21 protein-coding genes are annotated in these 26258 nt (G+C 61.6%); 8 read left to right on the top strand and 13 right to left on the bottom strand.

What is annotated here, in order from left to right:
* Positions 1–4 precede the first annotated feature (4 nt).
* The 3 genes from NWI_RS12420 to NWI_RS12410 form a co-directional block, all read right to left on the bottom strand.
* Entirely contained in the window at positions 5–1318 is a 1314-nt protein-coding gene (locus NWI_RS12420) for an aminotransferase class III-fold pyridoxal phosphate-dependent enzyme (protein ID WP_011315603.1), read from the bottom strand.
* Between the two features lie 151 nt (positions 1319–1469).
* Positions 1470–2435: an NAD-dependent epimerase/dehydratase family protein gene (locus NWI_RS12415; RefSeq protein WP_011315602.1), complete on the bottom strand. Its 966-nt coding sequence runs from the start codon at positions 2433–2435 to the stop codon at positions 1470–1472.
* Positions 2432–3631 (bottom strand): glycosyltransferase family 4 protein, encoded by a 1200-nt coding sequence (locus NWI_RS12410; protein WP_011315601.1) that lies wholly within the window; start codon positions 3629–3631, stop codon positions 2432–2434. The genes NWI_RS12415 and NWI_RS12410 overlap by 4 nt, the downstream gene beginning before the upstream one ends.
* Before the next feature lie 253 nt (positions 3632–3884).
* Between NWI_RS12410 and gmd the strand changes: the two genes are divergently transcribed.
* Entirely contained in the window at positions 3885–4970 is a 1086-nt protein-coding gene (gene gmd, locus NWI_RS12405; protein WP_011315600.1) for a GDP-mannose 4,6-dehydratase, read from the top strand.
* The gene (gene fcl / locus NWI_RS12400) at positions 4951–5901 is read left to right on the top strand and encodes a GDP-L-fucose synthase (RefSeq protein WP_011315599.1); all 951 of its coding nucleotides are present in this window, start codon (positions 4951–4953) and stop codon (positions 5899–5901) included. The genes gmd and fcl overlap by 20 nt, the downstream gene beginning before the upstream one ends.
* 181 nt (positions 5902–6082) lie before the next feature.
* Here the strand turns inward: fcl and NWI_RS12395 are convergent, their stop codons facing one another.
* Entirely contained in the window at positions 6083–7084 is a 1002-nt protein-coding gene (locus NWI_RS12395) for a glycosyl transferase (protein WP_011315598.1), read from the bottom strand.
* A 371-nt stretch (positions 7085–7455) separates the two neighbouring features.
* Here NWI_RS12395 and purU point away from each other — a divergent pair, with 371 nt between their 5' ends.
* Complete coding sequence (gene purU, locus NWI_RS12390) at positions 7456–8313, top strand: formyltetrahydrofolate deformylase (RefSeq protein WP_011315597.1); 858 nt, start codon at positions 7456–7458, stop codon at positions 8311–8313.
* A gap of 373 nt (positions 8314–8686) precedes the next feature.
* On the opposite strand, the gene NWI_RS12380 is transcribed toward purU, so the two are convergent.
* Entirely contained in the window at positions 8687–9997 is a 1311-nt protein-coding gene (locus NWI_RS12380) for a UDP-glucose dehydrogenase family protein (protein WP_011315595.1), read from the bottom strand.
* A 345-nt stretch (positions 9998–10342) separates the two neighbouring features.
* Here NWI_RS12380 and NWI_RS12375 point away from each other — a divergent pair, with 345 nt between their 5' ends.
* The 3 genes from NWI_RS12375 (at position 10343) to ahcY (ending at position 14609) form a co-directional block, all read left to right on the top strand.
* Positions 10343–11695 (top strand): hypothetical protein, encoded by a 1353-nt coding sequence (locus NWI_RS12375; protein WP_011315594.1) that lies wholly within the window; start codon positions 10343–10345, stop codon positions 11693–11695.
* A gap of 56 nt (positions 11696–11751) precedes the next feature.
* Positions 11752–12948 (top strand): methionine adenosyltransferase, encoded by a 1197-nt coding sequence (metK, locus tag NWI_RS12370; RefSeq protein WP_011315593.1) that lies wholly within the window; start codon positions 11752–11754, stop codon positions 12946–12948.
* A gap of 203 nt (positions 12949–13151) precedes the next feature.
* Positions 13152–14609, top strand: a complete 1458-nt coding sequence (gene ahcY / locus NWI_RS12365; RefSeq protein ID WP_011315592.1) for an adenosylhomocysteinase — start codon at positions 13152–13154, stop codon at positions 14607–14609.
* Positions 14610–14778: 169 nt separating this feature from the next.
* Here the strand turns inward: ahcY and NWI_RS12360 are convergent, their stop codons facing one another.
* Positions 14779–15090, bottom strand: a complete 312-nt coding sequence (locus NWI_RS12360; protein WP_244374912.1) for a hypothetical protein — start codon at positions 15088–15090, stop codon at positions 14779–14781.
* A gap of 219 nt (positions 15091–15309) precedes the next feature.
* Between NWI_RS12360 and NWI_RS12355 the strand changes: the two genes are divergently transcribed.
* Positions 15310–15519, top strand: a complete 210-nt coding sequence (locus NWI_RS12355; protein ID WP_011315590.1) for a cold-shock protein — start codon at positions 15310–15312, stop codon at positions 15517–15519.
* A gap of 372 nt (positions 15520–15891) precedes the next feature.
* On the opposite strand, the gene NWI_RS12350 is transcribed toward NWI_RS12355, so the two are convergent.
* Entirely contained in the window at positions 15892–16461 is a 570-nt protein-coding gene (locus NWI_RS12350) for an Lpg1974 family pore-forming outer membrane protein (RefSeq protein WP_041345063.1), read from the bottom strand.
* A gap of 991 nt (positions 16462–17452) precedes the next feature.
* Between NWI_RS12350 and NWI_RS12340 the strand changes: the two genes are divergently transcribed.
* Positions 17453–18396 (top strand): IS630 family transposase gene (locus NWI_RS12340; protein ID WP_430691772.1). Its coding sequence is split into 2 segments (ribosomal slippage): positions 17453–17788 and positions 17791–18396, totalling 942 coding nucleotides; the frame shifts between segments, so codons are not numbered across the junction.
* Between the two features lie 386 nt (positions 18397–18782).
* On the opposite strand, the gene NWI_RS12335 is transcribed toward NWI_RS12340, so the two are convergent.
* The 6 genes from NWI_RS12335 to NWI_RS12310 all read right to left on the bottom strand — a co-directional run bounded on the left by NWI_RS12335 (position 18783) and on the right by NWI_RS12310 (position 26146).
* The gene (locus NWI_RS12335; RefSeq protein ID WP_011315585.1) at positions 18783–19892 is read right to left on the bottom strand and encodes a hypothetical protein; all 1110 of its coding nucleotides are present in this window, start codon (positions 19890–19892) and stop codon (positions 18783–18785) included.
* 282 nt (positions 19893–20174) lie between these two features.
* Positions 20175–22004: an aminopeptidase P family protein gene (locus NWI_RS12330; RefSeq protein ID WP_041345627.1), complete on the bottom strand. Its 1830-nt coding sequence runs from the start codon at positions 22002–22004 to the stop codon at positions 20175–20177.
* Between the two features lie 71 nt (positions 22005–22075).
* The gene (locus NWI_RS12325; protein WP_187147972.1) at positions 22076–22972 is read right to left on the bottom strand and encodes a 50S ribosomal protein L11 methyltransferase; all 897 of its coding nucleotides are present in this window, start codon (positions 22970–22972) and stop codon (positions 22076–22078) included.
* A 52-nt stretch (positions 22973–23024) separates the two neighbouring features.
* The gene (locus NWI_RS12320; RefSeq protein WP_011315582.1) at positions 23025–23294 is read right to left on the bottom strand and encodes a hypothetical protein; all 270 of its coding nucleotides are present in this window, start codon (positions 23292–23294) and stop codon (positions 23025–23027) included.
* 350 nt (positions 23295–23644) lie between these two features.
* On the bottom strand, positions 23645–25252 hold the full coding sequence (locus NWI_RS12315) for a phytoene desaturase family protein (RefSeq protein ID WP_011315581.1): 1608 nt from the start codon (positions 25250–25252) through the stop codon (positions 23645–23647).
* 81 nt (positions 25253–25333) lie between these two features.
* Entirely contained in the window at positions 25334–26146 is an 813-nt protein-coding gene (locus tag NWI_RS12310) for a L,D-transpeptidase (protein ID WP_011315580.1), read from the bottom strand.
* Between the last annotated feature and the right edge of the window lie 112 nt (positions 26147–26258).

Genomic DNA, 26258 nt, shown 5'->3' with positions numbered 1-26258 from the left:
GATCTCAGGTTAGCCGGCTGAATCCGGAATGAGCGACCGGTCCGCGCAGAAGCTGCGTGATCGCGTTCTGGTCGATCGCGAGTCGCAGATCGCGGAAGACCTGATTGACCGCTTCCAGATAGCGGTCGACATGTTCGTCGGTGTGTGTCCACATGGCATAGAAGGACCCGGTTGCCAGAATTCCGCGATCCAGCATCATTTGCGTGAACAAGGTCCGGACTTCCTGTGCATTCGGTAGATCAAACGCGAAATGTCCAAGCGGCGGAATCCCGGAAACGTGAAGGGGCAGCCTGGCGGCCGATGATGCGTCTTCCCATCCTTTCTGTATTCGTTGCCCGATACGCACGAGGTGCGCGGCAACGTTCTGAGCGCGATGTTTCCGCAGCGTCGCCAGCGCCGCCACGGGTCCGATGCGTTCCGTCCAGGCCGTGCTGCTCACGAATGTATCCTGGGCCGCATCCATCACCGCGCGCCGCCCGATGATGGCGGCCATTGGATAGCCGTTCGCCAGCGCTTTCGCGAACACCGCCACGTCGGGATCGACATTATAGGCGAGGTGGGCACCGCCGCTGTTGATCCGGAGCCCGGACGTCACTTCGTCGAAGATCAGAACCGCTCCGCATTGATCGGCAAGGCGTCGAACGCCCAGGATGAATTCGGGTGTTGGCTCCCTGCTGCGTACAGGCTCCATCACGATGGCCGCAAGGCGGCTGCCATGCTCCGAGATGATCGCCTCGATTTCATTGACCTTGTTGAAATGGAATGGATGCATCAGGCCCGCGAGCCCGCGAGGAACGCCGGCGGTTTTGAGTCCGGGCAGAAGATGGCCATCGAGCGCCGTGGTCTCGCCGAGATTGGCGCTCAGGTACCAGTCGTGCCAGCCATGGTAACCGCAAAAAGCGATCATATCGCGGCCGGTCGTGGCGCGCGCGATTCGGATCGCGACCGCCAATGCTTCGCCACCGGACCGACCGAATCTCACCATGTCGGCCCAAGGGTGCAGTTCGACCAGCAGTTCGGCGAGTTCGACTTCCTCGCCGCAGTTGAGGGTCGACATGGCTCCGAGGTCTATCGCCGTCTTGACCGCTGCATTGACGTCCGGATCCGCAAATCCGAGGACCGTTGCGCCGATGCCGCAATAGCTCATGTCCAGAAGTGTACGACCGTCCAGGTCGACAACTTCGGCGCCCTTGGCTGACCTGTAATAGGTGGGCCACTGGTCCGGCAGAAACATTTCCGGTCGCTTCGAGAGTAACTGTGTGCCCCCCGGGATGATCTCGCGCGCGCGCCGGTAGAGCGTTTGGCCAGTGTCGACCATGGGGTGCGTTCCATAAGTAGAGATGAGAGCTGTCCGGTTACCTGATCACCCGCCTGAAAACAAGTTGCAAGCGTCGCGCACAGGCGGCCGGTCGCGGCGGCCTCGAAACGGGTGACTGGCCGCTTAATCGCTGTGAGTTATTGCTGATCCATCACTTTGGCGGCGTTTTGCCGAGCGCGAGAAGAAGACCCTGGTCCAACGATACGGCCGGCCGCCATCCCGAACGGTCGATCTTGCCGGTGTCCACGACGAGCGAGTGAAGGATGCTTTCGATCAGATGTGTGGCGCCCGCGACGCGAAGCACGAAGCCGAGCGCCTTCTCCGGTACAGGAAGCAGCAGGACATTCCGGCCCAGCGCGCGCCCGATCCGGCGGCTGAACTCCGCGGTCGAGATTTGCTCCTCGTCCGAGACGATATAGGTCTCCATGCCGTGACCGGGTCTTTCGAGACGGAACGAAATGAAGCTCGCGACGTTCTCGGCCGCGACAAAAGCGCGGCGATTTCGGATCATGCCGAATGGCAAGGGAACATGCGCCGTGACCGCTCGCGACAGAATGCGAAAACTGCCTTTGGCGTTTGCCCCGTAGATCATGGGTGGACGTATGGCGGTGACGGCCATTCCGGTTTTCACCGCAACCTCGCCCAAGCCGTCCTCTGCCGCGGCTTTGGTCCGTCCGTAAATCGATTGTGGGGCGGGAGCGTCGGATTCCCGAAATGGGGCGCGGCCATCGGTACTCACACCATTGACCGCGATGCTGCTTATGAAGACAAAATTCCGTACGCCCGCGGCTGCGGCCGCCTGCGCAAGATGGATCGTGCCGGCGGTATTGGTCTCGAAGTAAAGATCCTGCTCCGCAAGCTGCACCGCGGGAGGGCGGTGAGCTCGACCGGCGAGGTGAACGACGGCGTCTATTCCCACCAGGGCATCGGTCCAGTCGGTCGCGCCGCCCAGATCACCGACAAGCACGCTCCCGTCACAGGCGGGCAGGTCGCCAATCGGGCGTCGCAGCGCGGCGCGGACCGACCATCCATCTGCTCTGAGCGCCGCTGCGACGTACGGGCCGAGGAAGCCGGTGATTCCCGTCAACAAGGCCGTGCGATGCGGCGGCGTTATCATGGAGCGGGTGTCTTGCGCGCTTTGCGCAGCCGGTTCGCCAGCCTGCGATACGCATCCCCGGCCGAGTCCCTCGTGAAACGATCCTGCAGAAGTTGAGCAGCGTTGCGACTGCGGACCGCGACATCTTCCGGGTTGCGGGCCGCTTCACGAATGGTTTGCGCCAGTTCGGCAGCATTCTCCGGCTCCACCACCCATCCCGCGCGGTGCTCGCTGAGCATCAGCCCGTACTCGGCGTCGGACTCCGAGAGAGCGATCACGGGCCTTCCGGTCGCCAGCAAATTATAAAGCCGGCTGGGCGAGGAGATCCCGGACATGCCGCGGCGGTAAGGAATGATCCACACGTCGGCCGCGGTCAGAAAGTTCTCGAGGTCGGTCTCGGCAACGCGCTCCACCAGGGTTACGTTCGGCAAGGCGGCGGCGCGCTGGGCGTCCACGAGCCGATGCCAGCCGACGCCCCACCCCGACAGCAGGAAATGAACATCTGGCTGGTCTGCAAGCGCCCGCGCCGCGGCGAACACCGTGTTCGGATCGTGCGTAAATCCGAGGTTGCCCGACAGCCCGACGACCAGTTTGTCCGTCCCCGCGGGCCGGAATCGATTATCCGGATCGACAGGCCGCAAACCGGGAGCAAGTGTCGACCAATGCGGGATGAAGCATATTTTGTCCGGCGTCGCGCCCTTGTAGCGGGAAAGGTGATTCTCCATATCGCGCCCGATGACGACCACGGCTTTCAGAATATGGAACATCCATTCGTTAAGGCGCAAAATGAGCCTAGCTGTCCATGATTCCTTCGCTATCAGGTTCGCCGCGATCAGTGACTCCGGATAGAGATCATAGAGAATGAGCGTCGCCGGCGCTCCACGCAGCCAGGCCGCGAGCGTTGCGAAATAGGGAAGCATGAACGGCGTCGTGACGACGAAGACGGGGGTGTCTCGCCGGGCGCGCCAGGTCAATGCGGCGAGGACGCCGATGCAAAACCACAGCATCGCCAGCGCTCGGCGAATGAGCGCTGTCTTTGGAGGCGACCAGCTTGGAATTTCCAGGACAGCGGGATTGCCGGCACGGGCGGAACCCCGCGTGCCCGAAATCACGACCACATCGTCGTCTTTCGCAAGCTCTTCGGCGATCGCTGTGAGAAAAACCGAGGTGGATGTTTCGTCCGGCCGGAAGTGTTGGGTGACGAGAAAGGCAGTCATTGCGTCATTATCGCTTAACAGGCGTATCCCGCGCAACGCCTCGTTTTTTGCGATAGCGGCTCCGGACGCAGACGATCTTCCTGATGGGCCTGACGACTCAGACCAGCCAGCCGCGCAACCGGTTTGCTAGGGGGCTACAGGTCATGATAATGAGGCGCCGGTTTGCCGGCCAGAAGCCGAGAGCCTGTCCGCCGGTCGCCGGCGCATCCCTGGTTCATTCTTCAGCGCGGCTTGGCTCGATCTCGGAGTAGTTATGTCAGCAGGCGGAGCGACACGGCGCGTTGCATTGATCACGGGAGTAACGGGTCAGGATGGGGCCTACCTCGCGGAATATCTCCTGGGTCTCGGCTACATCGTACACGGCATCAAGCGTCGATCGTCATCGTTCAATACCGCGCGTATCGACCATCTTTACGAAGATCCTCACAAGGGCGACGTTCGCTTCCTGTTGCACTACGGCGACATGACGGACTCCACGAACCTGATCCGGCTGATGCAGCAAATACGGCCGACCGAGATCTATAATCTCGCGGCCCAGAGCCACGTCGCGGTGAGCTTCGAAAGTCCGGAATATACCGCGAACGCCGACGCCATCGGCGTCCTGCGATTGCTCGAGGCCATTCGAATTCTCGGCATGGAGAAAGAAACGCGATTCTATCAGGCGTCGACGTCGGAACTCTATGGCCTGGTGCAGGAAGTGCCCCAGAAGGAGACGACGCCGTTCTATCCGCGCTCGCCCTATGCCGTGGCCAAGCTCTACGGCTATTGGATCACGGTCAACTACCGCGAGGCATATGGCATGTATGCCTCCAACGGCATTCTGTTCAACCACGAGAGTCCGATACGCGGCGAGACCTTCGTTACGCGAAAGGTCACGCGCAGCGTTGCGCGCATTGAGGCCGGCCTGGAGCAGTGCCTTTATCTCGGCAACCTGGACGCCAAGCGTGATTGGGGCCACGCCCGCGACTATGTCGAGGGTATGCACCTCATACTTCAGGCCGATGGGCCCGATGACTTCGTTCTCGCGACCGGGGAGACGCGCGCGGTACGGGAGTTTGTCGAGATCGCCTTTCAAGAGGTTGGCCGCCGCATTGAATGGCGCGGCAAGGGGGTCGAGGAAGTCGGGGTCGATATCAAGTCCGGCCAGATCGTGGTCCGGATTGATCCGCAATATTTCCGTCCGACTGAAGTCGATCTGCTGGTAGGTGATGCAGCCAAGGCGCGCGAGAACCTGGGGTGGCGGCCGAAGACAAGCTTTGCAACCCTCGTTCGGGAGATGGTCGCGGCCGATCTTGCCATTGCGAAACGGGAGGCTGTCGGTGGTCAAAACGCCGTTTGAGCTTGCAGGCAAGTCGGTTTTCGTCGCCGGTCATCGCGGCATGGTCGGAAGCGCGCTGGTGCGCCGGCTTGCACAGGAGCATGTCACCCTTCTGACCGTCGATCGACGCGAGGTCGATCTGCGCGATCAGGCTGCGGTGAACCAGTGGTTTGCCGGCCATCACCCGCAGGTGGTATTTCTGGCGGCGGCGAAAGTCGGTGGCATCATCGCCAATGACACTCTGCGCGGCGAGTTCATCTATGATAATCTCATCATTGCCGCGAATGTCATCCATGCGGCGCATGTCCACGGCGTGCAGAAGCTTCTGTTCCTTGGATCCTCGTGCATCTATCCGAAGCTTGCCGAGCAGCCTCTTCGCGAGGATTCGCTGCTGACAGGTCCGCTGGAGCCGACCAACGAGCCCTATGCGATCGCAAAGATTGCCGGGGTCAAGATGGTTGAAGCTTACCGCCGCCAGTACGATTCCGACTTTATCAATGTGATGCCGACCAACCTTTATGGTCCCGGTGACAACTATCATCCGGAATACAGCCATGTGGTGGCGGGACTGATCCGCCGCTTTCATGAGGCCCGTGTCGCCGGTGCTTCGGAGGTGACGGTGTGGGGCAGCGGCAAGCCGCGCCGCGAGTTTCTCTGCGTCGACGATCTCGCCGACGCCTGCATCCATCTGCTGAAAACGTACTCGGACAGCGAGTTGGTCAACATCGGAACCGGTGAGGATATCACGATCGCGGATTTCGCGCACCTTGTCGCATCCACGGTCGGATATGGCGGACGCATCAACTTTGATACCTCGCGGCCGGATGGCACGCCGCGCAAGCTGCTTGATGTCAGCCGTCTCGCCAGGCTGGGATGGCGCGCAAAAGTACCGCTCCCGGAGGGTATCAAGCTCGCTTATGAGGCGTTCCTTCGTTCGCGGGCCGCTGCCTGAAGCCTGTTCTGGTTATTGGCGAGGGCGACGGACCCCATCGTAGATGCCGAACATTGCTTACGCCTTGCGCGGGTGCTGCCTCGACCACGATTTTTTGGGGACGAATCGATCCAAGAATACCTGGTCGATTCCAGTAGTTTGAGAGGCGGGACGCGGGCGGGAAACCGCTGCGCACTTTTCCTCATCCCGCTCTGGAAAATCTGAAAAGCATCACTGCGACGATCGTCGCGCCGCCAGCCATAGCCAATGCGGTGACGGCGGGAGAGGGGATCGCCACCGATACGATCGCCATGGCGGCCAGCAGAACATTAACGGCAAAAACCCAACCAACGATCTGAATGACCGGAGTTCCGTTGTCCGCCGCGCGTTGGTAAAAATGGCAGCGATGAGCGGTCCAGATTTTGTCGCCACTGACGAGGCGGCGCAGCATCGTGATGGTGGCGTCCGCGAGATAGTAGAAAGGCAACAATAGCGCGGCGGCGAGATGTCCCTGATATGCAAGTTCAAGCAGACACCAGCCCAGCAGAAGGCCGATAGGCAAGCTGCCGACATCCCCGAGAAAAACCTTGGCAAGCGGCCTGTTGAACGGCGCGAATCCGAGCAGGGCTCCGCCGAGAGCGCCGGCGACCAAGGCGGTTGTCGGAGGGATATGGCCCAGATACCCAAGTGCGATGATGGCTCCCGCAATGGGCACGGCCTCGGCCACGGTCATCCAGTCCAGCCCGTCCATGAAATTGACGAGGTTGACAAACCAGATCCCGGCCAGCAGCAGCATGCCTTGCTCGATCCAGAGAGGGCAAACCGGGAAAAGCCGGAGGTGGCCTGACGCTGTCGAAAGGATTGCTCCGACCGCGATTGTCTGGGCAAGCAGGCGTGTCAGGACCGGGAGCGATTTGATGTCATCCGCGGCGCCGACGACGGCGATGAAAACGGTCGCGGCCAGCGCATAGACGGAAATCTTCGCATCTATTGTAAAGGCAAACACGACCGCCGTGGCGAGCGTTGCGACGATGACCGCGATTCCAGCACCCTGCGGCGTCGGGATCTTGTGCGACGATCGCGCGTTCGGCCTTGCGAGCGCGTAGCGTTGCAGCAGGGGCATGAGGAGCCAGGTGAGGGCGAACGAAAGAGCCGCCGCGGTAATGATGGCCAGGAGCGACAATGGGATTCCAATAGTAGTCACGATTCAATCACGACCCGGATCGATCGATCCGCGATAGGGAAAGATGATCGATTTTCCAATACTTCAGAGCGGGATGCCGACGGAAAACCGCACCGCATTCTTCCTTACCCGCTCCAGCGTTAGCTCTTTAGATCGGGCATGATCTTATCCGAAAACCGGTTTCCGCTTTGCGCTGGCGCGGCCTCCGGGTCGGGCTTATGCCCTGGCTCGCGAGGCAGCATATACCTTGGTGGATTGTTCCGGTCCATAATCGCGAAACTGAATCCTCTTTCCGTCGATCTTTGGGAATAAGGGCCATGGCGCAGCGCCGGCCGGGATGATAGAGCGGAGTGAACCGCCCAGATCGTCCGGTCTAACCGCCGTTCCTCCCCATGTCCCACCATCAGTATGTCCTGACGCTCTCCTGTCCCGACCGGCCCGGAATTGTATCGGCGGTATCGACGTTCCTGGCCCATAACGGCCAGAACATCATCGACGCCCAGCAGTTCGACGATGCCGAGACAGGCCGTTTTTTCATGCGCGTGGTGTTCAATGCCGCCGATCTCGCCGTGCGGCTTCCGGCGCTGCAAACCGGGTTCGATGCGATCGCCGAGCGCTTCCGCATGACCTGGCATATGCGCGATCGCGCCGCACAGCGGAAGGTCATGCTGCTGGTGTCGAAGTCGGATCATTGCCTGGTCGATATTCTGTATCGCTGGCGCACGGGGGAATTGAAGATGATCCCGACCGCCATCGTTTCCAACCATCCCCGCGAGACCTACGCGCATCTCGATTTCGGCGAAATCCCGTTTCACTATTTTCCGGTGACAAGCAAGGCGTCGCAGGAAGCCCAAGTCCTGAAGCTGGTGGAGGAAACCGGCACCGATCTGGTGGTGCTGGCGCGCTACATGCAGATCCTGTCGAACGACATGAGCGCAAGGCTCTCCGGCCGATGCATCAACATCCATCATTCATTTCTGCCCGGCTTCAAGGGCGCGAAAGCCTATCACCAGGCCCATGAGCGCGGCGTCAAGCTGATCGGCGCGACCGCGCACTATGTCACCAGCGATCTCGACGAGGGGCCGATCATCGATCAGGACGTCGAGCGCATCAGCCATCGCGATACGCCCGAAGCGCTGGTCCGCAAGGGGCGCGATATCGAGCGGCGGGTGCTGGCGCGCGCCATCCGGCATCACCTGGACGACCGCGTGATTCTGAACGGCCGCAAAACCGTGGTGTTCATGGATTGAATTATTAACCGGCCGCAGAGCTTCAGTTGGCCGGGGCTGGCTCCTGACCGTCCGCTGATTGGGCGGCGCCGGGTTCGTTCGGCTTCGGCTCCAGGCGCGCGCGTTCGCGTTGTTTCATGACCTCATCATATTTCGCGGTGCCGGGCCGCGGAGGCGCGTCCGCGGGAAGTCCGCCGGCCCAGTGCGGAATCATATCACCCATCCCGGCCGACAAATGCGAATTGATGCTGCCGCACCCCGCCAGGGTGCACGCGACCGGCACAAGGCAAAGCAGGAGCGGGAGTTGGCGCCAGCGGGAGGTCATGGAGAGTGATTACGATCGCGATGTGGAAATTGCGAGGCAGATGGTCGTCGCGTTTGTTGAAATAACGACCTATGCCTGGCTCCGGCCGATGCCGGTGTAGGTAAAGCCAAGCTCCTCCAACTCGGCCGGGCGGTAAACGTTGCGCAGATCGACCACGATCGGCTGGTTCATGATGCGTTTCAGGCGCGGCAGATCAAGCGCGCGGAACTGGACCCATTCCGTCACGATCACCAGCGCGTCCGCGCCTTCCGCGCAGGAATAGGCGTCATCGCAATAGTCGATGTCAGGGAGTTCGCGCAGCGCCTCCTTCATGCTGGCGGGGTCGAAGGCGCGGACTTTCGCCCCCATGTCGCAGAGGCCCGTGATCAGAGGGATTGACGGCGCCTCGCGCATGTCGTCGGTATCCGGCTTGAACGCCAGTCCCAGCACCGCGATGGTCTTGTTGCGGAGATTGTCGCCGAGCGCGTGCGCCACCTTGCGCGCCATCGCGCGCTTGCGGTTGTCGTTGACGGTGACGACCGATTCCACGATGCGAAGCTGGGCGTCGTGATCTTCCGCGATCTTGACGAGTGCGCGCGTGTCCTTTGGAAAGCAGGAGCCGCCATAGCCCGGGCCGGCGTGCAGGAACTTGGTTCCGATGCGATTGTCGAGGCCGATGCCGCGCGCGACTTCCTGGATATCCGCGCCGACCTTTTCGGACAGGTCCGCGATTTCGTTGATGAAGGTGATCTTGGTCGCGAGAAAGGCATTGGCCGCGTATTTGATCAGCTCGGCGGTGCGGCGCTCGGTGAACATCAGCGGGGCCTGATTGAGCGACAGCGGCCGGTAGATGTCGCCGAGCACCTTGCGCCCGCGCTCGTCGGACGTTCCGATCACAATCCGATCGGGGAATTTGAAATCGCGGATCGCTGCGCCTTCGCGCAGGAATTCCGGGTTGGACGCCACCACGACGTTCGCCGACGGGTTGGTTTCACCGATCAGCCGCTCCACTTCGTCGCCGGTGCCGACCGGCACCGTCGATTTTGTGACAACGACCGTGAAATCACCGATCGCCGCCGCGATCTCGCGCGCCGCGGCATAGACGTAGCTGAGGTCGGCATGGCCGTCGCCCCGGCGCGAGGGGGTGCCGACGGCGATGAACACCGCCTCGGCCTCCGCCACCGGGCCGGCGAGATCGGTGGTGAAATCGAGCCGCGAAGCCTTGACGTTGGTGGCCACCAGCGCGTCGAGGCCGGGCTCGAAGATCGGGATTTCGCCGCGGCAAAGCGCGGCGATCTTGGCCGCGTCTTTATCAACGCAGGTCACCTGATGTCCGAAATCGGCAAAACAGGCTCCTGACACGAGGCCGACATAGCCCGTGCCAATCATGGCGATGCGCATCGTTCAAACCTGTCGCAGGAGGGCCGAAGAGATGGCTACCCGCCTATTAGAGCATGATCCCGAAAAGTGGAAACCGGTTTTCGGATAAGATCATGCTCAATCAAAAAGGTAGGACCGGAGTCTGGTTCAACGCAGTTGGATCAGATTTCAGCAGACAGCCATCAGCCTGACGAGGCATCCGCTGTCCTGAAGCATTGTCTATCCGGTTCACATGAAGGAAACGCGTCAAACAAGCCCGAGCTTATCGTTGGGGCTGCATTTCGCAGGGTTTCAATTGTGGGCAGATGGTGATAGGAAGCAGTTTACATAACATGTTGCCCATTAATCTGGCCCATACACGCGACGATGACAAACGAAGAACTGCTGAGCCAGATTTCCGACTATTGCCGCCGGGTCGGCATGGCCGAATCGACCTTTGGCCGGCGCGCCGTCAATGACGGCAAGCTCGTGCAGCGTTTGCGTGAGGGCAAGCGCATCACCATCGACACGCTGAACCGGATCGAGGCCTATATCGTCTCCGGTTCGCCGGATGGCGCGGTGGCGGTCCGCAAGCCGGAGCCGATCGAGCGGCGTGATCCCCGCGCCAACTTCCGCTTCTTCGAGAACCGGCAAAAGTATCTGCTTTTCGTTCATACCTGCAGCGAGAAGCGGGTCATCGCCGATCGGGTCGCGCTGGAGTTCGGCAGCATCTATCCGCGTCCGCCGGCGCTGCGGGTTTTTGATGCGGGGGTCGGCGACGGCACCGTGCTGGCGCGGGTGATGCGCTCCATGCACGGGCGGTTTCCCCACATGCCGTTCTACATCGCGGGCAAGGAGCTCAGCCTCGAAGACATCAAGCTGACGCTGGACAAGCTGCCGGACCGCCTGTTCGAGCATCCGTCGACGGTTATTGTGCTGACGAATATGAACTACGCGGAGGCGCCCTGGCTGACGCCGCGATCGTCCCAGGCCGCGGCCAGGATGGTGTGGCGCGAGGTGCCGCTGCGGGGGGCGTCCTCCGGCGAGTTCGAGGTCCAGATTCGCGACCTGTGGCCGTTTCTGGAAGAGAACTGGAGGGCGAGCGTCAGCCCGGTCACGGGGATGCCGGTTTATGAGCGCCCGGTGGTGCTGGTCATTTACCGCGAGGACCACCAGTTCCTGCTCGATTCCACGATTCCACGGGCCGGACGGGTCGAGGCCAGCTTTGATCTGGTGATCGCCTCGCAGCCTTACCGGGCCCGGGCTTCCCTGAATTTCAAGGCCCGGAGAATAATCGCCCCGCTGGCGCGAAGTTTGCGGCCCGGCGGGCGTTTGATAGGAATACATTCTCACGGACAGGATCCGGGACTGGAGATCGTCCAGGCCGTCTGGCCGGGAGAAAACCCTTTCGCCGTGAGCCGTCATGAGTTATTGCGCGCTGTGAAATACGAGCTTGGTTCGGTGGGGAGGGGCCTCAATTTCAACGCATATGCTGACCATCGTTCGATTTTTCGCTATGATATGGAAGCGCTGCCCAATGAAGTCACCGGGGCGATCGGGACTTCGACACTGTTCGCGGCGTGGAATGCGGCGGTTTACGTCGCCCAAGTCGAAGATGACCGGTTGACGGAAATGACCCAAAGCGGCCGCTATCTCGACGCCACCAGGGAGGTTCTGCGCAGGCATAACGGTCTCTGGTTCTACGACGAATCCTACGTCATCTCGCGTCGCCGGGACTGACATTTCAGGCAACACCATGAAAGGACCGCCACCTCTGGCGGACGAAAGGTCGATTGATGCGCGGATCCTATCTATTCACGAGCGAGTCGGTTTCGGAGGGACATCCCGATAAGGTGTGCGATCGGATCTCCGATGAGGTCGTCGATCTCTTTTTCAGCGAAGGCCCGAAAGCCGGCATCGACCCGTGGGCGATCCGCGCTGCCTGCGAGACGCTCGCCACCACCAACAAGGTGGTGATCGCCGGCGAAACCCGCGGGCCCGAATCCGTCACCAGGGACATGATTGAAAGCGTCGTGCGCGGCGCGATCAAGGACATCGGCTACGAGCAGGACGGCTTCCACTGGAAGACCGCCGACATCGAGATTCTGCTGCATCCCCAGTCAGCCGATATCGCTCAGGGCGTCGACGCGCTGCAGCCGGGCGCCAACAAGGAAGAAGGCGCCGGCGACCAGGGCATCATGTTCGGCTACGCCTGCAACGAGACGCCGGACCTGATGCCGGCGCCGATTTTCTATGCTCACAAGATCCTGCGATTGATCTCCGAGGCCCGCCATTCCGGCAAGGAAAAGGTGCTGGGGCCGGACTCCAAGAGTCAGGTCACCGTGCAATACGAAAACGGCAAGCCGGTCGGCGTGCGCGAGATCGTGGTGTCGCATCAGCATCTCGTCGAGGACATGAGCTCCGATCAGGTGCGCGAGCGCGTCGAGCCATATGTGCGTGAGGCCCTGCCGAAAGGCTGGATCACCGACAAGACCATCTGGCACATCAATCCCACCGGCAAGTTCTTCATCGGCGGCCCCGACGGCGACGCCGGCCTGACCGGCCGCAAGATCATCGTCGATACCTATGGCGGCGCGGCGCCGCACGGCGGCGGCGCGTTTTCCGGCAAGGACCCGACCAAGGTCGACCGCTCGGCCGCTTATGCAGCGCGTTATCTCGCCAAGAACATCGTCGCGGCCGGTCTCGCCGACCGCTGCACGTTGCAACTCGCCTACGCCATTGGTGTTGCGCGCCCGCTGTCGATCTACATCGACACCCACGGCACCGGAAAGGCACCGGAAGATACGCTCGAGCGAGTCGTGTCGGAAGCGATGGACCTGACGCCGCGCGGCATCCGCAAGCATCTCGACCTGAACCGGCCGATCTATGCGCGCACCTCGTCCTACGGTCATTTCGGCCGCACGCCGGACAACGAGGGCGGATTCTCCTGGGAGAAGACCGACCTCGCCGAGGTGATCAAGCGCGCGGTGTGATATTTCCTTCTCTCCTTGCGGGAGACAAGCCTCTTTCTTCACCTCGCCCCGCTTGCGGGGAGAGGTCGACCGCGGTGCGGTCGGGTGAGGGGGGGCGTTGAGTAAACGAAAATGCAGTGAGCGCGGCTTGACAGCCTTGCCCCTCACCCCAACCCTCTCCCTGCGGGGAGAGGGAGTATCGCAAACCTAAGGACATGATCCCCATGACCACCGCAGCCGCTGCCACCAAGCAGACCGCAGATTTTACCGACTATATCGTCGCGGACATCGGCCTTGCCGATTTCGGCCGCAAGGAAATCTCCCTCGCCGAGACCGAAATGCCCGGCCTGATGGCGACGCGCGAGGAGTACGGCCCCAAGCAGCCCTTGAAGGGCGCGCGCATTGCCGGCTCGCTGCACATGACGATCCAGACCGCCGTGCTGATCGAAACCCTGCAAGCGCTGGGCGCCGATATCCGCTGGGTCTCCTGCAACATCTATTCGACCCAGGATCACGCCGCCGCCGCGATCGCCGCCGCCGGCATTCCGGTGTTCGCGGTGAAGGGCGAGACGCTGAAGGACTACTGGGACTACACCGCGAAGCTGTTCGACTGGCATGGTGCAAAAAGTGGTGAAAGCCTGCATCCCAACATGATCCTTGATGACGGCGGCGACGCGACGCTCCTGATCCACCTCGGCGTGCGCGCGGAGAAGGGCGACACCGCGTTCCTCGACAAGCCGGGCGCGGAAGAGGAGGAGGTGCTGTTCGCGCTGATCAAGCGCCTGCTGAAGGAAAAACCGAAGGGCTGGTTCGGTGAGGTGGCCAAGTCCATCCAGGGCGTCTCGGAGGAGACCACCACCGGCGTGCATCGCCTTTACGAGATGCAGAAGAACGGCACGCTGCTGTGGCCCGCGATCAATGTCAACGACAGCGTCACCAAATCCAAGTTCGACAACCTCTACGGCTGCCGCGAATCGCTGGTCGACGGCATTCGCCGCGGCACCGACGTGATGATGAGCGGCAAGGTTGCGATGGTCGCCGGCTTCGGCGACGTCGGCAAGGGCTCGGCCGCCTCGCTGCGTCAGGCCGGGTGCCGCGTCATGGTCTCCGAGATCGATCCGATCTGCGCGCTGCAGGCGGCGATGGAAGGCTATGAGGTCGTGACCATGGAGGATGCCGCGCCCCGCGCCGATATCTTTGTCACCGCCACCGGCAACAAGGACATCATCACCATCGAGCACATGCGCGCGATGAAGGATCGCGCCATCGTCTGCAACATCGGCCACTTCGACAACGAGATCCAGGTCGGCGCGTTGAAAAACCTGAAGTGGGACAACATCAAGCCGCAGGTCGACGAGATCACCTTCCCGGACGGCAAGCGCATGATCCTGTTGTCGGAGGGCCGTCTGGTGAATCTCGGCAACGCCATGGGGCATCCGTCGTTCGTGATGTCGGCGTCGTTCACCAACCAGACGCTGGCGCAGATCGAACTGTTCGCCAATAACAAGGATGGCCGGTACAAAAAAGAGGTCTACGTGCTCCCGAAGTCGCTGGACGAGAAGGTGGCGCGGCTGCATCTCAACAAGATCGGCGTCACGCTGACCGAACTGCGCAAGGACCAGGCGGACTACATCGGCGTCAAGGTCGAGGGTCCGTTCAAGAGCGATCATTACCGGTATTGAGCATGACCCCGACCCGAAGGGCCGCGCCAGCGCAAAGTGGGCGCCGGTTTTCGGACCGGATCATGCTCGCCTGAAGGTCCCCCGCATGACCGCGGAACGCGAAAAGCCCCGGAACCATCCGGGGCTTTTTAGATTCTGTTTAATTTCTCGCTGGGTCAACGCGGCCGGTTCAGGTGGTCCGGCCGGTGCTTCTTTGCGAGGCGAGGAAGTCCGACAGCTTGGCGGTTTGTTTGGGCGCGGCCTTCTTGCCCCGGGCCGATGCCTTGACCGGCTTAGCTGGCTTGGGTTTCGCCGCCTCTTCGGCTTCCTTCGCAAGCCGCAGGGCGCGCAGGCGCTCCATGTTCTTGCGTATGGCGACGTCGCGGGCTTCGATATCGGCGCGCGCTTTGGCGCCCTCGATGGCGGCCGTGCGCATCCGTTCGTTGCGGGCCAGTTGTGCCGGGCTCGGCGGAGACTTGGTCATGAGGCCCAATATAGTCATGATCCGCCGAAATGCCAGAGCGGTAGCGCCGGAGTTGCGGTTTACGGCGGAAAATGCCATGATGGTGGTGTTCGATTGCCGGCATTGGTTTTGTTAGAGCGCGCCGCAGGTCTTCCTTAAGACGACGGCTCCTTTCCAAAGACATCGCTGAGATTGGATGGTTCGCGCAATCGTGCGCGAAAACGCGCATGTGTGCGCTTTGGAACAAGGACGACTCCGATGACGACAGGTACTGTGAAGTGGTTTAACGGCCAGAAGGGTTTTGGCTTCATCCAGCCGAACGACGGCGGCAACGACGTGTTCGTGCACATCAGCGCGGTGGAGCGCGCGGGCCTCAGCGGCCTGAATGAAGGCCAGCAGGTCAACTTCGAGCTGAAGACCGACAAGATGCGCGGCAAGGTCAGCGCCGAGAACCTTTCACTCGCGTAATAAACGCATGGTCGCGCCGCCTGTCATCTCTTTGTGATGATACCGGCGCATCATACGCGGAATCGTAAAGCGCCGTGACCCGCGGATGGACCGGGACGCGCTTTCAGATTGTCCGCCTCGTTTCACGAACAGACTGGAGCCTCGTCAGCAATGACGGGGCTTTTTATTTGGGAGAAAGCGCTATCGCGACCCACGTCGTCCGCGATCCGGCTTCACGCACCGCGTTTTTCGTCCAGGGACGCTCTATAGCGTTTTCGAGCGAAGTGGAAACCGGTTCGCGTGAAGAAAACGCGTCAAAACAAGATCATAGAGCCTCGCTTCTGATTCTATCAGAAGCGAAAAGGCTCTAACGCGACGGTGGGGCAACGCCGATCAGAATTGCGCCGTCACGCGCAGGCGTGGCCCGTGTATGTAGCGGCTGATGGTGTCCCTGGTATTCGGATCCAGGGTGGCGTTGAACGCGTTGAAATAGGCATCAAGCCGATAGCTGGCGCTGATCCTGACATTTGGATTGAACCAATAGGACACGCCGAGCTGAAGATCGGTATTGAAGACGGCGGCGAACCGCTGGTCCCGAACAGTCGTCGCCGTATTTGTGCCTCCTCCTGCCAAGATGGCTAAGAATGCAGGGGAGATCGTCGTCGTCACGGTCGACGTGCTGGTCAGTTTCTGACTGCCGAACAGGATAGCGGCGTCACCGAGATAATCGAAAGCCCAGCCACCGCCCAGAGGAACAAATCCTTCGACGCCGACTCGCGGGCCAGCGCCGAAAAAGCTGCTCCGCTGGTTCAGGGTCGACGTCGTGCTGTTATCAATGCTCTGGATCGGTATGCCGAGGCCGATATCCACCGGCGCTGGAAACCGCATGTAGGTTTGGCCTCGATCGATGAGGGTCGTGCGCCCGACCAGTTCGGCGATACGCAAGCCGCCCTTGATCTGCATGGCATGGGAGGGCCGCCAAGTGCATCATAACCCAGCGCGATGTCGGCCTGCCATCGATCTTCCCGGTGGCTCGCAGCGATGGTTTGACTGCCGCCTATCGCGACCCCCGCAAACACGGGATTGGCTGCCGCGAGCAAGGCCAGAACAGCCGGATCGATCGTGCCCGCGGATGCGTCGGCGCCGCTTCCCCTGGCCTGCCCGTACCTGAACTCGCCGCTGACGTGCCAGGGTGAACCCGCGAAACGATAATCGAAGCCGGCGGCGGCCTCCCAGCCGACCTTCGGCGTGAGGTTGAACAGCCTGTTGGGCGGGCCTCCAGCGGCGCCGAAACCAAAGTTAAGATCACTCGAGAAACCCCTCAAAGAGTAAGGGGTCGTCACGGGATCGCCGCCGCTCCATATGGCGCCGCCTTCGCCCCAGAAACGAAACTGTCCCTGCGTTTCCACGGGGAGAGCCTTGTACGCGACCGGGAAATCGGCAGCATAGGCATCGCGCACGCTTGTGCCGGGCGATGGCGCGGCCGCAGGCGCCGCGCGCTCCGGGGACGACTTGCGTAGCGCGACGTTCTCGCGCGCCAATTTGCGGTTCAACCGAAGCGCGGCATTCTCCCGCGTCAGTGTCGCATTTTCTCGCTCAAGCTGGGCCAGCCGATGCTGAAGGCTGTTTTCGTCGGCGGCGAGGGATGCCCCGCACGCAACCGCGACAAAGGCCGCGGTGCTTAGCAGGAGAGTGGAGAGACGAGTGGTGGTGTTCATTTGGCGCAGCCCTGGACTTGAGGTAGGTCGCGGCCAAGATGTCAGACTGCTCCATGGTGACTACCGGCATATGCCGGTGATCTCTTCATGCCTGTCTGCGAGGGCATTGACCTGTTGCAGGTCTGCAACGAAAAATTGCTGAACTAGAGCGGGATGGGTTTATTTTGAATCGATTGAGATTCCCAAATCAGAATTCATCTGATTCAACATGCTGACTGGGAAGGAGGCCAGCATGGATGGGACGAGCCTATTCGAACGACCTTCGTGAGCGGGTAGTGCGTGCTGTCGTTAAAGGCGGCCTGTCGCGGCATCAGGCTGCGGCCCAGTTTGGGGTGGGCATCAGCACGGCGATCAACTGGGTACAACGCTTCCACGAGACCGGCAGCGTCGCGCCAAGCCAGATCGGCGGCTATAGGCCAAAGAAGATTGCGGGGCCGCACCGCGAATGGCTGCTGCAACGGTGCCGAAAGGACTTTACCGTGCGCGGGCTGGTGGCCGAACTTGCCGAGCGTGGCCTTAAGGTCGATTACCGCACGATGTGGGAGTTCGTTCACGCTGTGAAGCTCAGTTACAAAAAAAGACGCTGATTGCTGCAGAGCAGGATCGTCCCGATGTCGCCCGTCGGCGAGCGCAATGGACCAAGTATCGAGATCGGATTGATCCCACTCGGCTGGTGTTCATCGATGAGACCTGGACCAAAACCAATATGGCGCCGCTGCGGGGCTGGGCGCCGCGCGGTCAACGCATCAGAGCCAAGGTGCCGCATGGCCGCTGGCAGACCATGACCTTTATGGCCGCTCTGCGCCACGATCGCATCACCGCGCCGTGGTTCATCGAGGGGCCGATCAACGGCGAAGCCTTCCTTCTCTACATCGAGAAGGTTCTGGTCCCGACCCTGCGGCACGGCGACATCGTCATTATGGACAACCTCGGCTCGCACAAGGCCAGCGCCGTGCGTCGCGTCATCCGTGCCGCCGGTGCCCGGCTCTTCTACCTGTCGAAATACTCGCCTGATCTGAACCCGATCGAGCAGTTCTTTGCCAAGTTCAAACACTGGCTACGCAAAGCCGCGCAGCGGACCACCGAGGCCGTCTACAATGCTATCGCTCCGATCCTCGAAACCGTTGCACCGGCTGAATGCGCCAACTACTTCGTCAATGCAGGATACAACCAAATCTAAACTCATCATGCTCTAGAGCGTTTTCGAGCGAAGTGGACACCGGTTCGCGTGAAGAAAACGCGGCAAGATTATAGAGCCTCGCTTCTGATTCCATCAGAAGCGGAAAGGCTCTGGAACCAGAAATGAGATTCGGACTCGCATGAATGACAATGGTTTGATGGATCGCATCTACTCGACAAGATATTCCGAAAAACCGGGACAAACCATCAAGGTCAACTGGTTGCGTTGCTCAAGGCAACACAGCCGTTGCAAGTGTGATATCCGCGAGGCGATTGACCGATGGTCGCCATGCGATGGATCGCGCTCCCGTGGTGAACCCGGCGTCGCGTATTCTTCCATCCTTGAGAAAGACTGCGCCATCAAACACCGGGGTCAAACGCTCAGGCTCATTTTGTCAGTGAGGTATAAGCCGCTTGCCGGAAACCGGCATTCATCTCCTCGCGATTCTGGGCCTGTGTTTGTTGCGAACCTGTTTTCGTCGGCGTGAGTACAGAGAACAATATGAACCCGCCCTTCTTCCGCGGAAAAACAAAATACTCTGCGACCACAGAACCTTTCGAATCCTCACAAGAGGACATGCCGCGAAAAACAACCTCGCTATCGATCAGCTCGCTGTTGCGTGCCGATGCGAACTTGCCCTTGCACTCCTTGGCATCGTTTCCAACAATGGTTGCGGCAACATCAAGGCCCGTCATGTTTTGCTTGGCGGGAATGATTCGAACGAAGCCGGTAGCATCGTTGGCCTTCCATCCGGCTCCTGTCGATGCAATCGATAGAGGTGTGTCCTCGCGACGAAGCAAAGATGGGTGGTCCAGGGACGCTTTCAGGATAAAGTTGGATGCGATTTGCATGGCCTCGAATTGCAATTCCGTAGAGTTCTCATGAGCCGAATTCGGTTGGGTGCTTGATAAGGTTGCCGTCGTTCTCTGGGGGCCCATCGATGGAGGCGTGATAGCAGGCTGATGAGGGGCGACGAAATCGGTTGCAGCCGCCAACCCTCTTGCATTTATTGTTTTTGCGCACGTAACCATTGCGGGCAAAACTGCTGAAGTACCTGTTAAACGGAACTGAAAGACGTTTCCTTGAGCAATCGCCGACATGATCTGCGCGCTGCGGAACGAGCGAATAACGGCTGAGTTGTCCGGCATTGGCACGAACACAGTATTCGTCGAGAGAGACACCCCAATAACGTTGAAGGTGTTGCGGCCATCAAAACTCAATGCGATTGGAAATTTCTCCTTAGGAGCCAGATTCCAGCGCTTGTGAGTAAACGCCAATAGCCATTCAAGCTTTTTCGTGACCACAATTCCAAAGGTAATTCCGCTCTTGTAAGTCGCGCTTACGATGCAGTTCGAGAACTCGCCTGTTTTGTTGTCCGTGTATGCGCCGCCAGACCATCCCGCGATCTTGATCGATCCGAAGGGGCCGCGTGCGTTTGCGTCGGACCACCAAACAGACATCACCAAAGTGATGCAGATCATCAGCAGTCGGTTCATGACATGCGCCTCTTGTTCGTTTTCAGTATGATTTTTTGTTTAGAGCCTTTTCGCTTCTGATGTAATCAGAAGCGAGGCTCTATATTGTTGTTTTGACGCGTATTCTTCACGCGAACCGGTATCCACTTCGCTTGAAAACGCTCTAGGGTGAGATTCCAAATCTTACGGTCTTCAATAATAAAATTCTTGATAGCATCGAGCAAGGTTTGCTTGATCGGTGGACGGTGCAACAGCTCTGTTTGTCCTGCTCCAGGCAAGGAAGCTCGCAACGATCTGCGCGCGCTATTCCAGAGAAAACGGCTCGGTCGCGGCGTCGAGCCAGAGTTTCGTGGCCTCGTCGAGATGCGGGCGCACCTCGCGGCGGACGCGGGCGTGATAGTCGTTGAGCCACGCCACCTCTTTCTTGCTGATGCGGTGATCGATCAGGCGGCGGTCGATCGGGGCCAGCGTCAGGGTCTCGAAGCTGTTCATGGGCTTCTCAGCGCCGGCAATCCCGGCTTCCGTCACCAGCACCAGGTTTTCGATCCGGATGCCGAACGCGTCGCGCTTGTAATAGCCCGGCTCGTTGGACAGGATCATGCCGCGCCTGAGCGGCGTGGTGCCAAGCTTCGAAATCCGCGCCGGGCCTTCATGCACCGACAGATAGCTGCCGACGCCGTGGCCGGTGCCGTGCTCGAAGTCGAGGCCGGCCTGCCAGAGAAACTGCCGCGCCAGCGTATCGAGTTGCGCGCCGGTGGCGCCGTCGGGAAACACCGCGCGGGCGATGGCGATATGGCCGCGCAGCACGCGGGTGAAGCGGTCGCGCATTTCGTCGGTCGGATCGCCGATCGCGATGGTGCGGGTGACGTCGGTGGTGCCGTCCTCGTATTGCGCGCCGGAGTCGATCAGCAGCAGGTCACCGGGTACGATGCGGCGGTTGCTCTTGCGGGTGACGCGGTAGTGAACGATGGCGCCGTTCGGCCCGGTGCCCGAGATGGTGGGAAAGGAGACGTCCTTCAGCGCGCCGGTCTCGCGGCGAAAAGTCTCCAGCGCCTCGACCGCGTCGATTTCGGTCAGCGTGCCCTTCGGCGCCTCGCGGTCGATCCAGGCGAGAAACCGCGCCAGCGCCACGGCGTCGCGCCGATGCGCGGCGCGCGCGCCCGCGATCTCGGTCGGGTTCTTTACTGCCTTCAACAGCGCGACTGGATCGTTGCCGCCCACCGGCTTGCCGCCGGCGGACGTGATCAGGCGGCTCAATGCGTCGGCGGCGGTGGCTTTGTCGAGCGCGATCGCCGCGCCGGATTGGGCCGTCCTCGTCAGCGCGTCGGTCAGTTCATCCGGCTCGCGCACATCGGCGTTGCGTTCGAGATGAGAGCGCGCGCTGTCGGAGAGTTTGCGGCGGTCGATGAAGATCGTGGGGCGGCCGTCCTTCGGCGCCAGCGCGTAGGACAAAGGCAGCGGCGTATGCGAGACATCCGCGCCGCGGATGTTGAAGGTCCACGCCACCGCGTGGGAATCCGACAGCACCAGCGCATCGACGCCGAGCTTTGTCATCTCGGCGCGGATCCGCGCGAGCTTGTCGGCCTCCGCTTCGCCGGCGAATGCCGCGTCGTGGATCGTGACCGGGCCGAGCGGCGGCGCGGGGCGGTCGGTCCAGACGCTGTCGATCGGGTTGCTGTCGACCGGCACCAGTTCGGCGCCGGCTTTCGCACAGGCCTTTGCAAGACGCTCTACCGCCGCCGAGGTGTGGAGCCAGGGATCGTAGCCGAGGCGGTCGCCGGCCGCGAGATGCTCCGCCAGCCAGCTCTCCGGCGGCGGATCGACCAGCGAGGCGATGCTCCAGGCCCGGACATCCACCTGTTGCGCCGCCTGCAAGGTGTAGCGGCCGTCGACGAACACCGCGGCTTTCGTCGCGAGCACGATCGCAAGGCCGGCCGATCCGGTGAAGCCGGTGAGCCATGCCAGCCGCTCCTCGGAAGGCGGGACGTACTCGTTCTGCTGCCGGTCGGCACGAGGGATCACAAATCCGGTCAGTTGCCGCCGCGCCAGCTCCTCGCGAAACGCGGCGAGGCGGGCGGTCAGCGCGACGCCACCTTCGGGATCCTCGAATGTCTGGAAATAGGCCTCGAACATTGCCGGCATCATATAGCGTTTTCGAGCGAAGTGGACCCCGTTCGCGTGCAGCCATGCAACAAGCCGGCGAGTCACCCTCTGTTCTGCATCAGCAGGCTGCACCATCCGTCGATCCGCAACTGCCGGATCAACACCAGCCCCTGCGCGCGGTAGGCCGCGATGACGCCGCGGGTATGCTGCGGCAGCAGCCCGGAGAGGATCACCATGGCTTCGGGCGCGAGATGGCGCGCCATGGCCGGAGCCATCCGCCGCAGCGGGTTGGCGAGAATGTTCGCCAGCACCAGATCGAACGGCGCGCGCGCGCGAAACAACGGCGCGGAAAAGCCGGTCGCGCGGATCGACCAGACAAGACTGCCGACTCCGTTCAGCGTAGCGTTTTCCCGCGCCACCGTCGCCGAGCGCGGGTCGATATCGCTGGCCAGCACGCTCCGGTGCAGCGCCTTGGCGGCGGCGATGGCCAGAACACCTGTCCCTGCGCCAAGATCGAGGACGCGTCGCGGCATCCTGGCGCGGAGAACGTGATCGAGGAGCAGCAGGCAGCCTCGGGTGGTGCCGTGATGGCCGGTGCCGAACGCCAGCGCGGCCTCGATCTCGATCGCCAGTTTGTTCGGCGGCACGCGGTCGCGGTCATGCCGGCCGTGGACGATGAAGCGCCCGGCGGGGACCGGCGCCAACCCTTCGAGGCTGGCCTCGACCCAATCCCTGGCGGCGATGGTGTCAAAGACGACGGTCCGGGCGACGTCATCGCCGGCGGCGAGAGCGACCAGCGCGCGGACACGCGCTTCATCCGGCGGGTCGGCGAAGTGAACCGCGACGCTCCAGCAGCCGTCGCTGCGTTCGAACGCGGTCACCGCGGTTTCGCCGTCCTCCAGGCTCTCGCTCAGGAAATCGACGGCCCGCCGCGCGACTTGCTCCGCCCCGATGGCGAAGGCGGCGCGGCTCGTCGCCGGCGAAATTTCAGTGGTCATCGGCAGTCCAGAGCATATCCGGGGAAGGGTAAGGATCCCGGAGGACCTTAACTCAGATATATTTGGCAATGAGATAGCCGACTCCATAGGCCGGTCCGGCGACCAGCAGGATAGCGAATACCATCACAAGCCAGCCTTTCAGAACCGCGATGATGCCGCCACTCTCCCAAAGCTCCCGTGGTCCCGGCTGCCCATATGCCCATAGCGACCATGAAGCGGCCAGGATCAGGTAGACGTCAAAAACATTCAAGGATGCGCGGACATAACCCAGATATATCGGGATAACGATCGCCAGAAAGACCCGGCCGAGATTTTGCAGCACCTAGATACCCCCAGAACTTTGCCTGCTTTCGCCAAAGCAAATTGCTTTATAGCGTTTTCGAGCGAAGTGGATACCGGTTCGGGTGAAGAAAGCGCGCCAAAGCAACAATCTGGAGCCTCGCTTCCGATGCCGTCGGAAGCGATATGCTTTGAGAGGGGCGAGGAAGGACGGTAGGCTGCGGTTTCTCGCCGGGTTTTCAACCGGATTTCCACAGGGATATCCACAAGATTCCCACAACCTGACGGCGGACTGTCCACAGGGCTTCGACAAGCTTATCCACCGACTTGGCCTGGGCGCGGGTTTGGTGTTCAGGTGGCGACCGGAGCGCAGTCCATATGTGCTGCCGATCGTCAGCGGCGCGCGAACAGCGTCCGGTGATCCCGCAGGATGGCGCGCGCGGCGTTGTGGCCGGGTGCGCCGGTGACGCCGCCGCCGGGATGCGCGCCGGAGCCGCAGTGATAGAGCCCCTTCAGCGGTCCCCGATAGTCGGCGTAGCCCAGCATCGGTCGGGCTGAGAACAACTGGTTCAGCGTCAGCGCGCCGTGGAAGATGTCGCCACCCAGCAATCCGAATTCGCGTTCAAGGTCGAGCGGCGACAGGATCTGCCGGCCGATCACGCTGGCGGCAAAGCCCGGCGCGTAGCGGTCGACGGTCGCGATCATGAGGTCGGCGACCTCGTCGCGATGATCGTCCCAGGAAGTGCCGTCGGGCAATCGCGGCGCGACATGCTGGCAGAACAGGCTCGCCACATGGCGGCCGGACGGCGCGAGCGTGTCGTCGATCACCGAAGGGATCAGAACCTCGACCACCGGTTCGCGGCTCCAGCCAAACGTGCGCGCGTCGTGCCAGGCGCGGTCCATGTAGTCGAGACCGGGCGCGATGATGATCCCGGCGCTGAGATGATCGCCCGCGCCCGGCAAAGCGGAAAATGAGGGGAGGGCGGAGAGCGCGACGTTCATCCGGAACGTCCCGGAGCCGTTGCGCCAGTTCCTGATGCGGGCGAGAAATGAGGGCGGTACCGATCCGGCGGGCAGCAGCCGCGTATAAAGCAGTTTCGGGTTGACGTTTGCCGCCACATACCTCGCGCGGATCGTGCGTCCGTCGTCGAGCACGGCGCCTGCCGCGCGCTTTCGTTCGACGACGACCTCGCGCACGCTCGCGTCTGTTTCGATTTCCACGCCGTGCGCGCGCGCCGCCGCCGCCATCGCCTGGGTGATCGCGCCCATGCCGCCGATGGCGTGTCCCCAAACGCCTTTCTTGCCGTTCACTTCGCCGAAGGCGTGATGCAGCATCACGTAGGCCGAGCCGGCCGCGTAGGGACTCGCATAGTTGCCGACAATGGCGTCGAAGCCGAACAGGGATTTGATGAGATCGGTTTCGAAGCGGTCGTCGAGCATGTCTCCTGCCGATCGGGTAAAGAGATCGAGCAGGCTGCGCTGCTGCTCCAGCGAAAGACCGCGCAGGATTCCGGCGGAGCCGATGGCGTTGACGAGTTCGCCCGCGGCCTTGAGGCCAAATCCCTCGCCGAGGTTTGGCGGCGCGCGGAGCACGAACTGACGGACGACGTCGGCGATCTCTTCGAGTTCGCGCATGAACTCGTCGAGTACGGCGGCGTCCCGTTCGCTCAGGCGGGCCGCCGAAGCCTTGGTGCGACCTTCGCCGGTGAGCAGGTAGCGGCCATCGGGAGCGGGCAGGAAGTTCTGGGCGCGGCGTTCGACGATCCGCAGGCCGTGATCGTGCAGCCGCAGGTCGGCGATGACTTTCGGATTGAGCAGGCTGACGGTGTAGGCCGCGACCGAATTGCGGAAACCGGGGTGAAATTCCTCGGTCACGGCCGCGCCGCCCACCACCTTGCGCCGTTCCACGACCCTGACGCGCAGTCCGGCCATCGCGAGATAGGCCGCGCAGGTCAAGCCATTGTGGCCTGCGCCGATGATGACGACGTCGGTGTCCGACATATCCGCTTCAGATCCTCAGACGGTCCGACTGTCGTCCTTCAGGGTTGGGAGGTAACTACGTGATGTGGCGATCAGTAGCGGTCAGTCGTCGAAGTCCGAGAACAGACCTCGCGGCCGATAGGGCTGCGGCGCATAAACCTGAGGTTGGTAAGGCTGCGCATAGCCGTATTCGTTTCGATCGCCATAATAGGAGTGCTGTTGCGGGGGAACGTTCTGTGCGCCGTAATGACGGCGATAACTGCGCGGATCAGGATAGCGTGGATCATTCGAGCGGCCGTCCGCCGGATACATATAGCCGTCGGCGCCGCGAACGTAGGCCTGCGGCTGCCAGCCGGGAGCGATCTGTCGGGGCGTCAGATCGACGGGATTTCCGGCCGCATCGTAAGATTGATAGGCCGGTCCCGGATCGCGACCGGCGACATCGGTTTTCCGCTTGCCGCGAGGATTGCGCGCCAGCGCCACGCGCGACGATCCGGTCAGCGTGACGGTGGTATTGAGGACGCCTTCTTGTTTCACGAGAGAGAACAGCGTGCTGGCGTTGGCGCGCGAGATGCGTACGCAACCGTGCGACACCGGCACGCCGAGGCTGCCTTCGGAAAGCGTACCGTGAATGGCGTGGCCAGCCTTGGTGAAGAAGATCGAATGCGGCATCGGCGCGTCGTCGAACTCCTTGGAGAAATGATCAGCCTCCATTCGGAAGGCTTGAAATTTGCCGTTCGGAGTTTCGTACGACGGATTTCCGCTCGAAACCGGCCATTGATAACGCTCGACGCCGTTAACGGAAACGGTCATCCGCTGATTGTCCTTGTCGACCAGGATGGACACCTTCGCATCGGCGACGCCGCCAGCGGCAAGAAGGATAAGACCAGCGACAGGAACAAGAAATCTACGCATTTTCATCGGCCTCGAGTTCAGCCTACCAGTCCCCCGAGCCATATATGCGCTTAAAGCGGGTGAGCTTCCAGTATCGGGTTTGCGTCATCGTTAACTCACGACGCGGTTCAAC

The organism is Nitrobacter winogradskyi Nb-255 (assembly GCF_000012725.1).
In the GTDB taxonomy this organism is placed as follows: Bacteria; Pseudomonadota; Alphaproteobacteria; order Rhizobiales; family Xanthobacteraceae; genus Nitrobacter; species Nitrobacter winogradskyi.
The sequence above is the reverse complement of the archived record's forward strand: the minus strand, read 5'-3'. Positions and strand labels throughout refer to the sequence as shown.

Bases quoted from the DNA above. Each gene is read 5' to 3' on its own strand.
- NWI_RS12420 (WP_011315603.1), bottom strand. From the start codon at position 1,318: ATGGTCGACACTGGCCAAACGCTCTACCGGCGCGCGCGCGAGATCATC.
- NWI_RS12415 (WP_011315602.1), bottom strand. From the start codon at position 2,435: ATGATAACGCCGCCGCATCGCACGGCCTTGTTGACGGGAATCACCGGC.
- NWI_RS12410 (WP_011315601.1), bottom strand. From the start codon at position 3,631: ATGACTGCCTTTCTCGTCACCCAACACTTCCGGCCGGACGAAACATCC.
- gmd (WP_011315600.1), top strand. From the start codon at position 3,885: ATGTCAGCAGGCGGAGCGACACGGCGCGTTGCATTGATCACGGGAGTA.
- purU (WP_011315597.1), top strand. From the start codon at position 7,456: ATGTCCCACCATCAGTATGTCCTGACGCTCTCCTGTCCCGACCGGCCC.
- NWI_RS12380 (WP_011315595.1), bottom strand. From the start codon at position 9,997: ATGCGCATCGCCATGATTGGCACGGGCTATGTCGGCCTCGTGTCAGGA.
- NWI_RS12375 (WP_011315594.1), top strand. From the start codon at position 10,343: ATGACAAACGAAGAACTGCTGAGCCAGATTTCCGACTATTGCCGCCGG.
- metK (WP_011315593.1), top strand. From the start codon at position 11,752: ATGCGCGGATCCTATCTATTCACGAGCGAGTCGGTTTCGGAGGGACAT.
- ahcY (WP_011315592.1), top strand. From the start codon at position 13,152: ATGACCACCGCAGCCGCTGCCACCAAGCAGACCGCAGATTTTACCGAC.
- NWI_RS12360 (WP_244374912.1), bottom strand. From the start codon at position 15,090: ATGACTATATTGGGCCTCATGACCAAGTCTCCGCCGAGCCCGGCACAA.
- NWI_RS12355 (WP_011315590.1), top strand. From the start codon at position 15,310: ATGACGACAGGTACTGTGAAGTGGTTTAACGGCCAGAAGGGTTTTGGC.
- NWI_RS12350 (WP_041345063.1), bottom strand. From the start codon at position 16,461: ATGCAGATCAAGGGCGGCTTGCGTATCGCCGAACTGGTCGGGCGCACG.
- NWI_RS12335 (WP_011315585.1), bottom strand. From the start codon at position 19,892: ATGAACCGACTGCTGATGATCTGCATCACTTTGGTGATGTCTGTTTGG.
- NWI_RS12330 (WP_041345627.1), bottom strand. From the start codon at position 22,004: ATGTTCGAGGCCTATTTCCAGACATTCGAGGATCCCGAAGGTGGCGTC.
- NWI_RS12325 (WP_187147972.1), bottom strand. From the start codon at position 22,972: ATGACCACTGAAATTTCGCCGGCGACGAGCCGCGCCGCCTTCGCCATC.
- NWI_RS12315 (WP_011315581.1), bottom strand. From the start codon at position 25,252: ATGTCGGACACCGACGTCGTCATCATCGGCGCAGGCCACAATGGCTTG.
- NWI_RS12310 (WP_011315580.1), bottom strand. From the start codon at position 26,146: ATGCGTAGATTTCTTGTTCCTGTCGCTGGTCTTATCCTTCTTGCCGCT.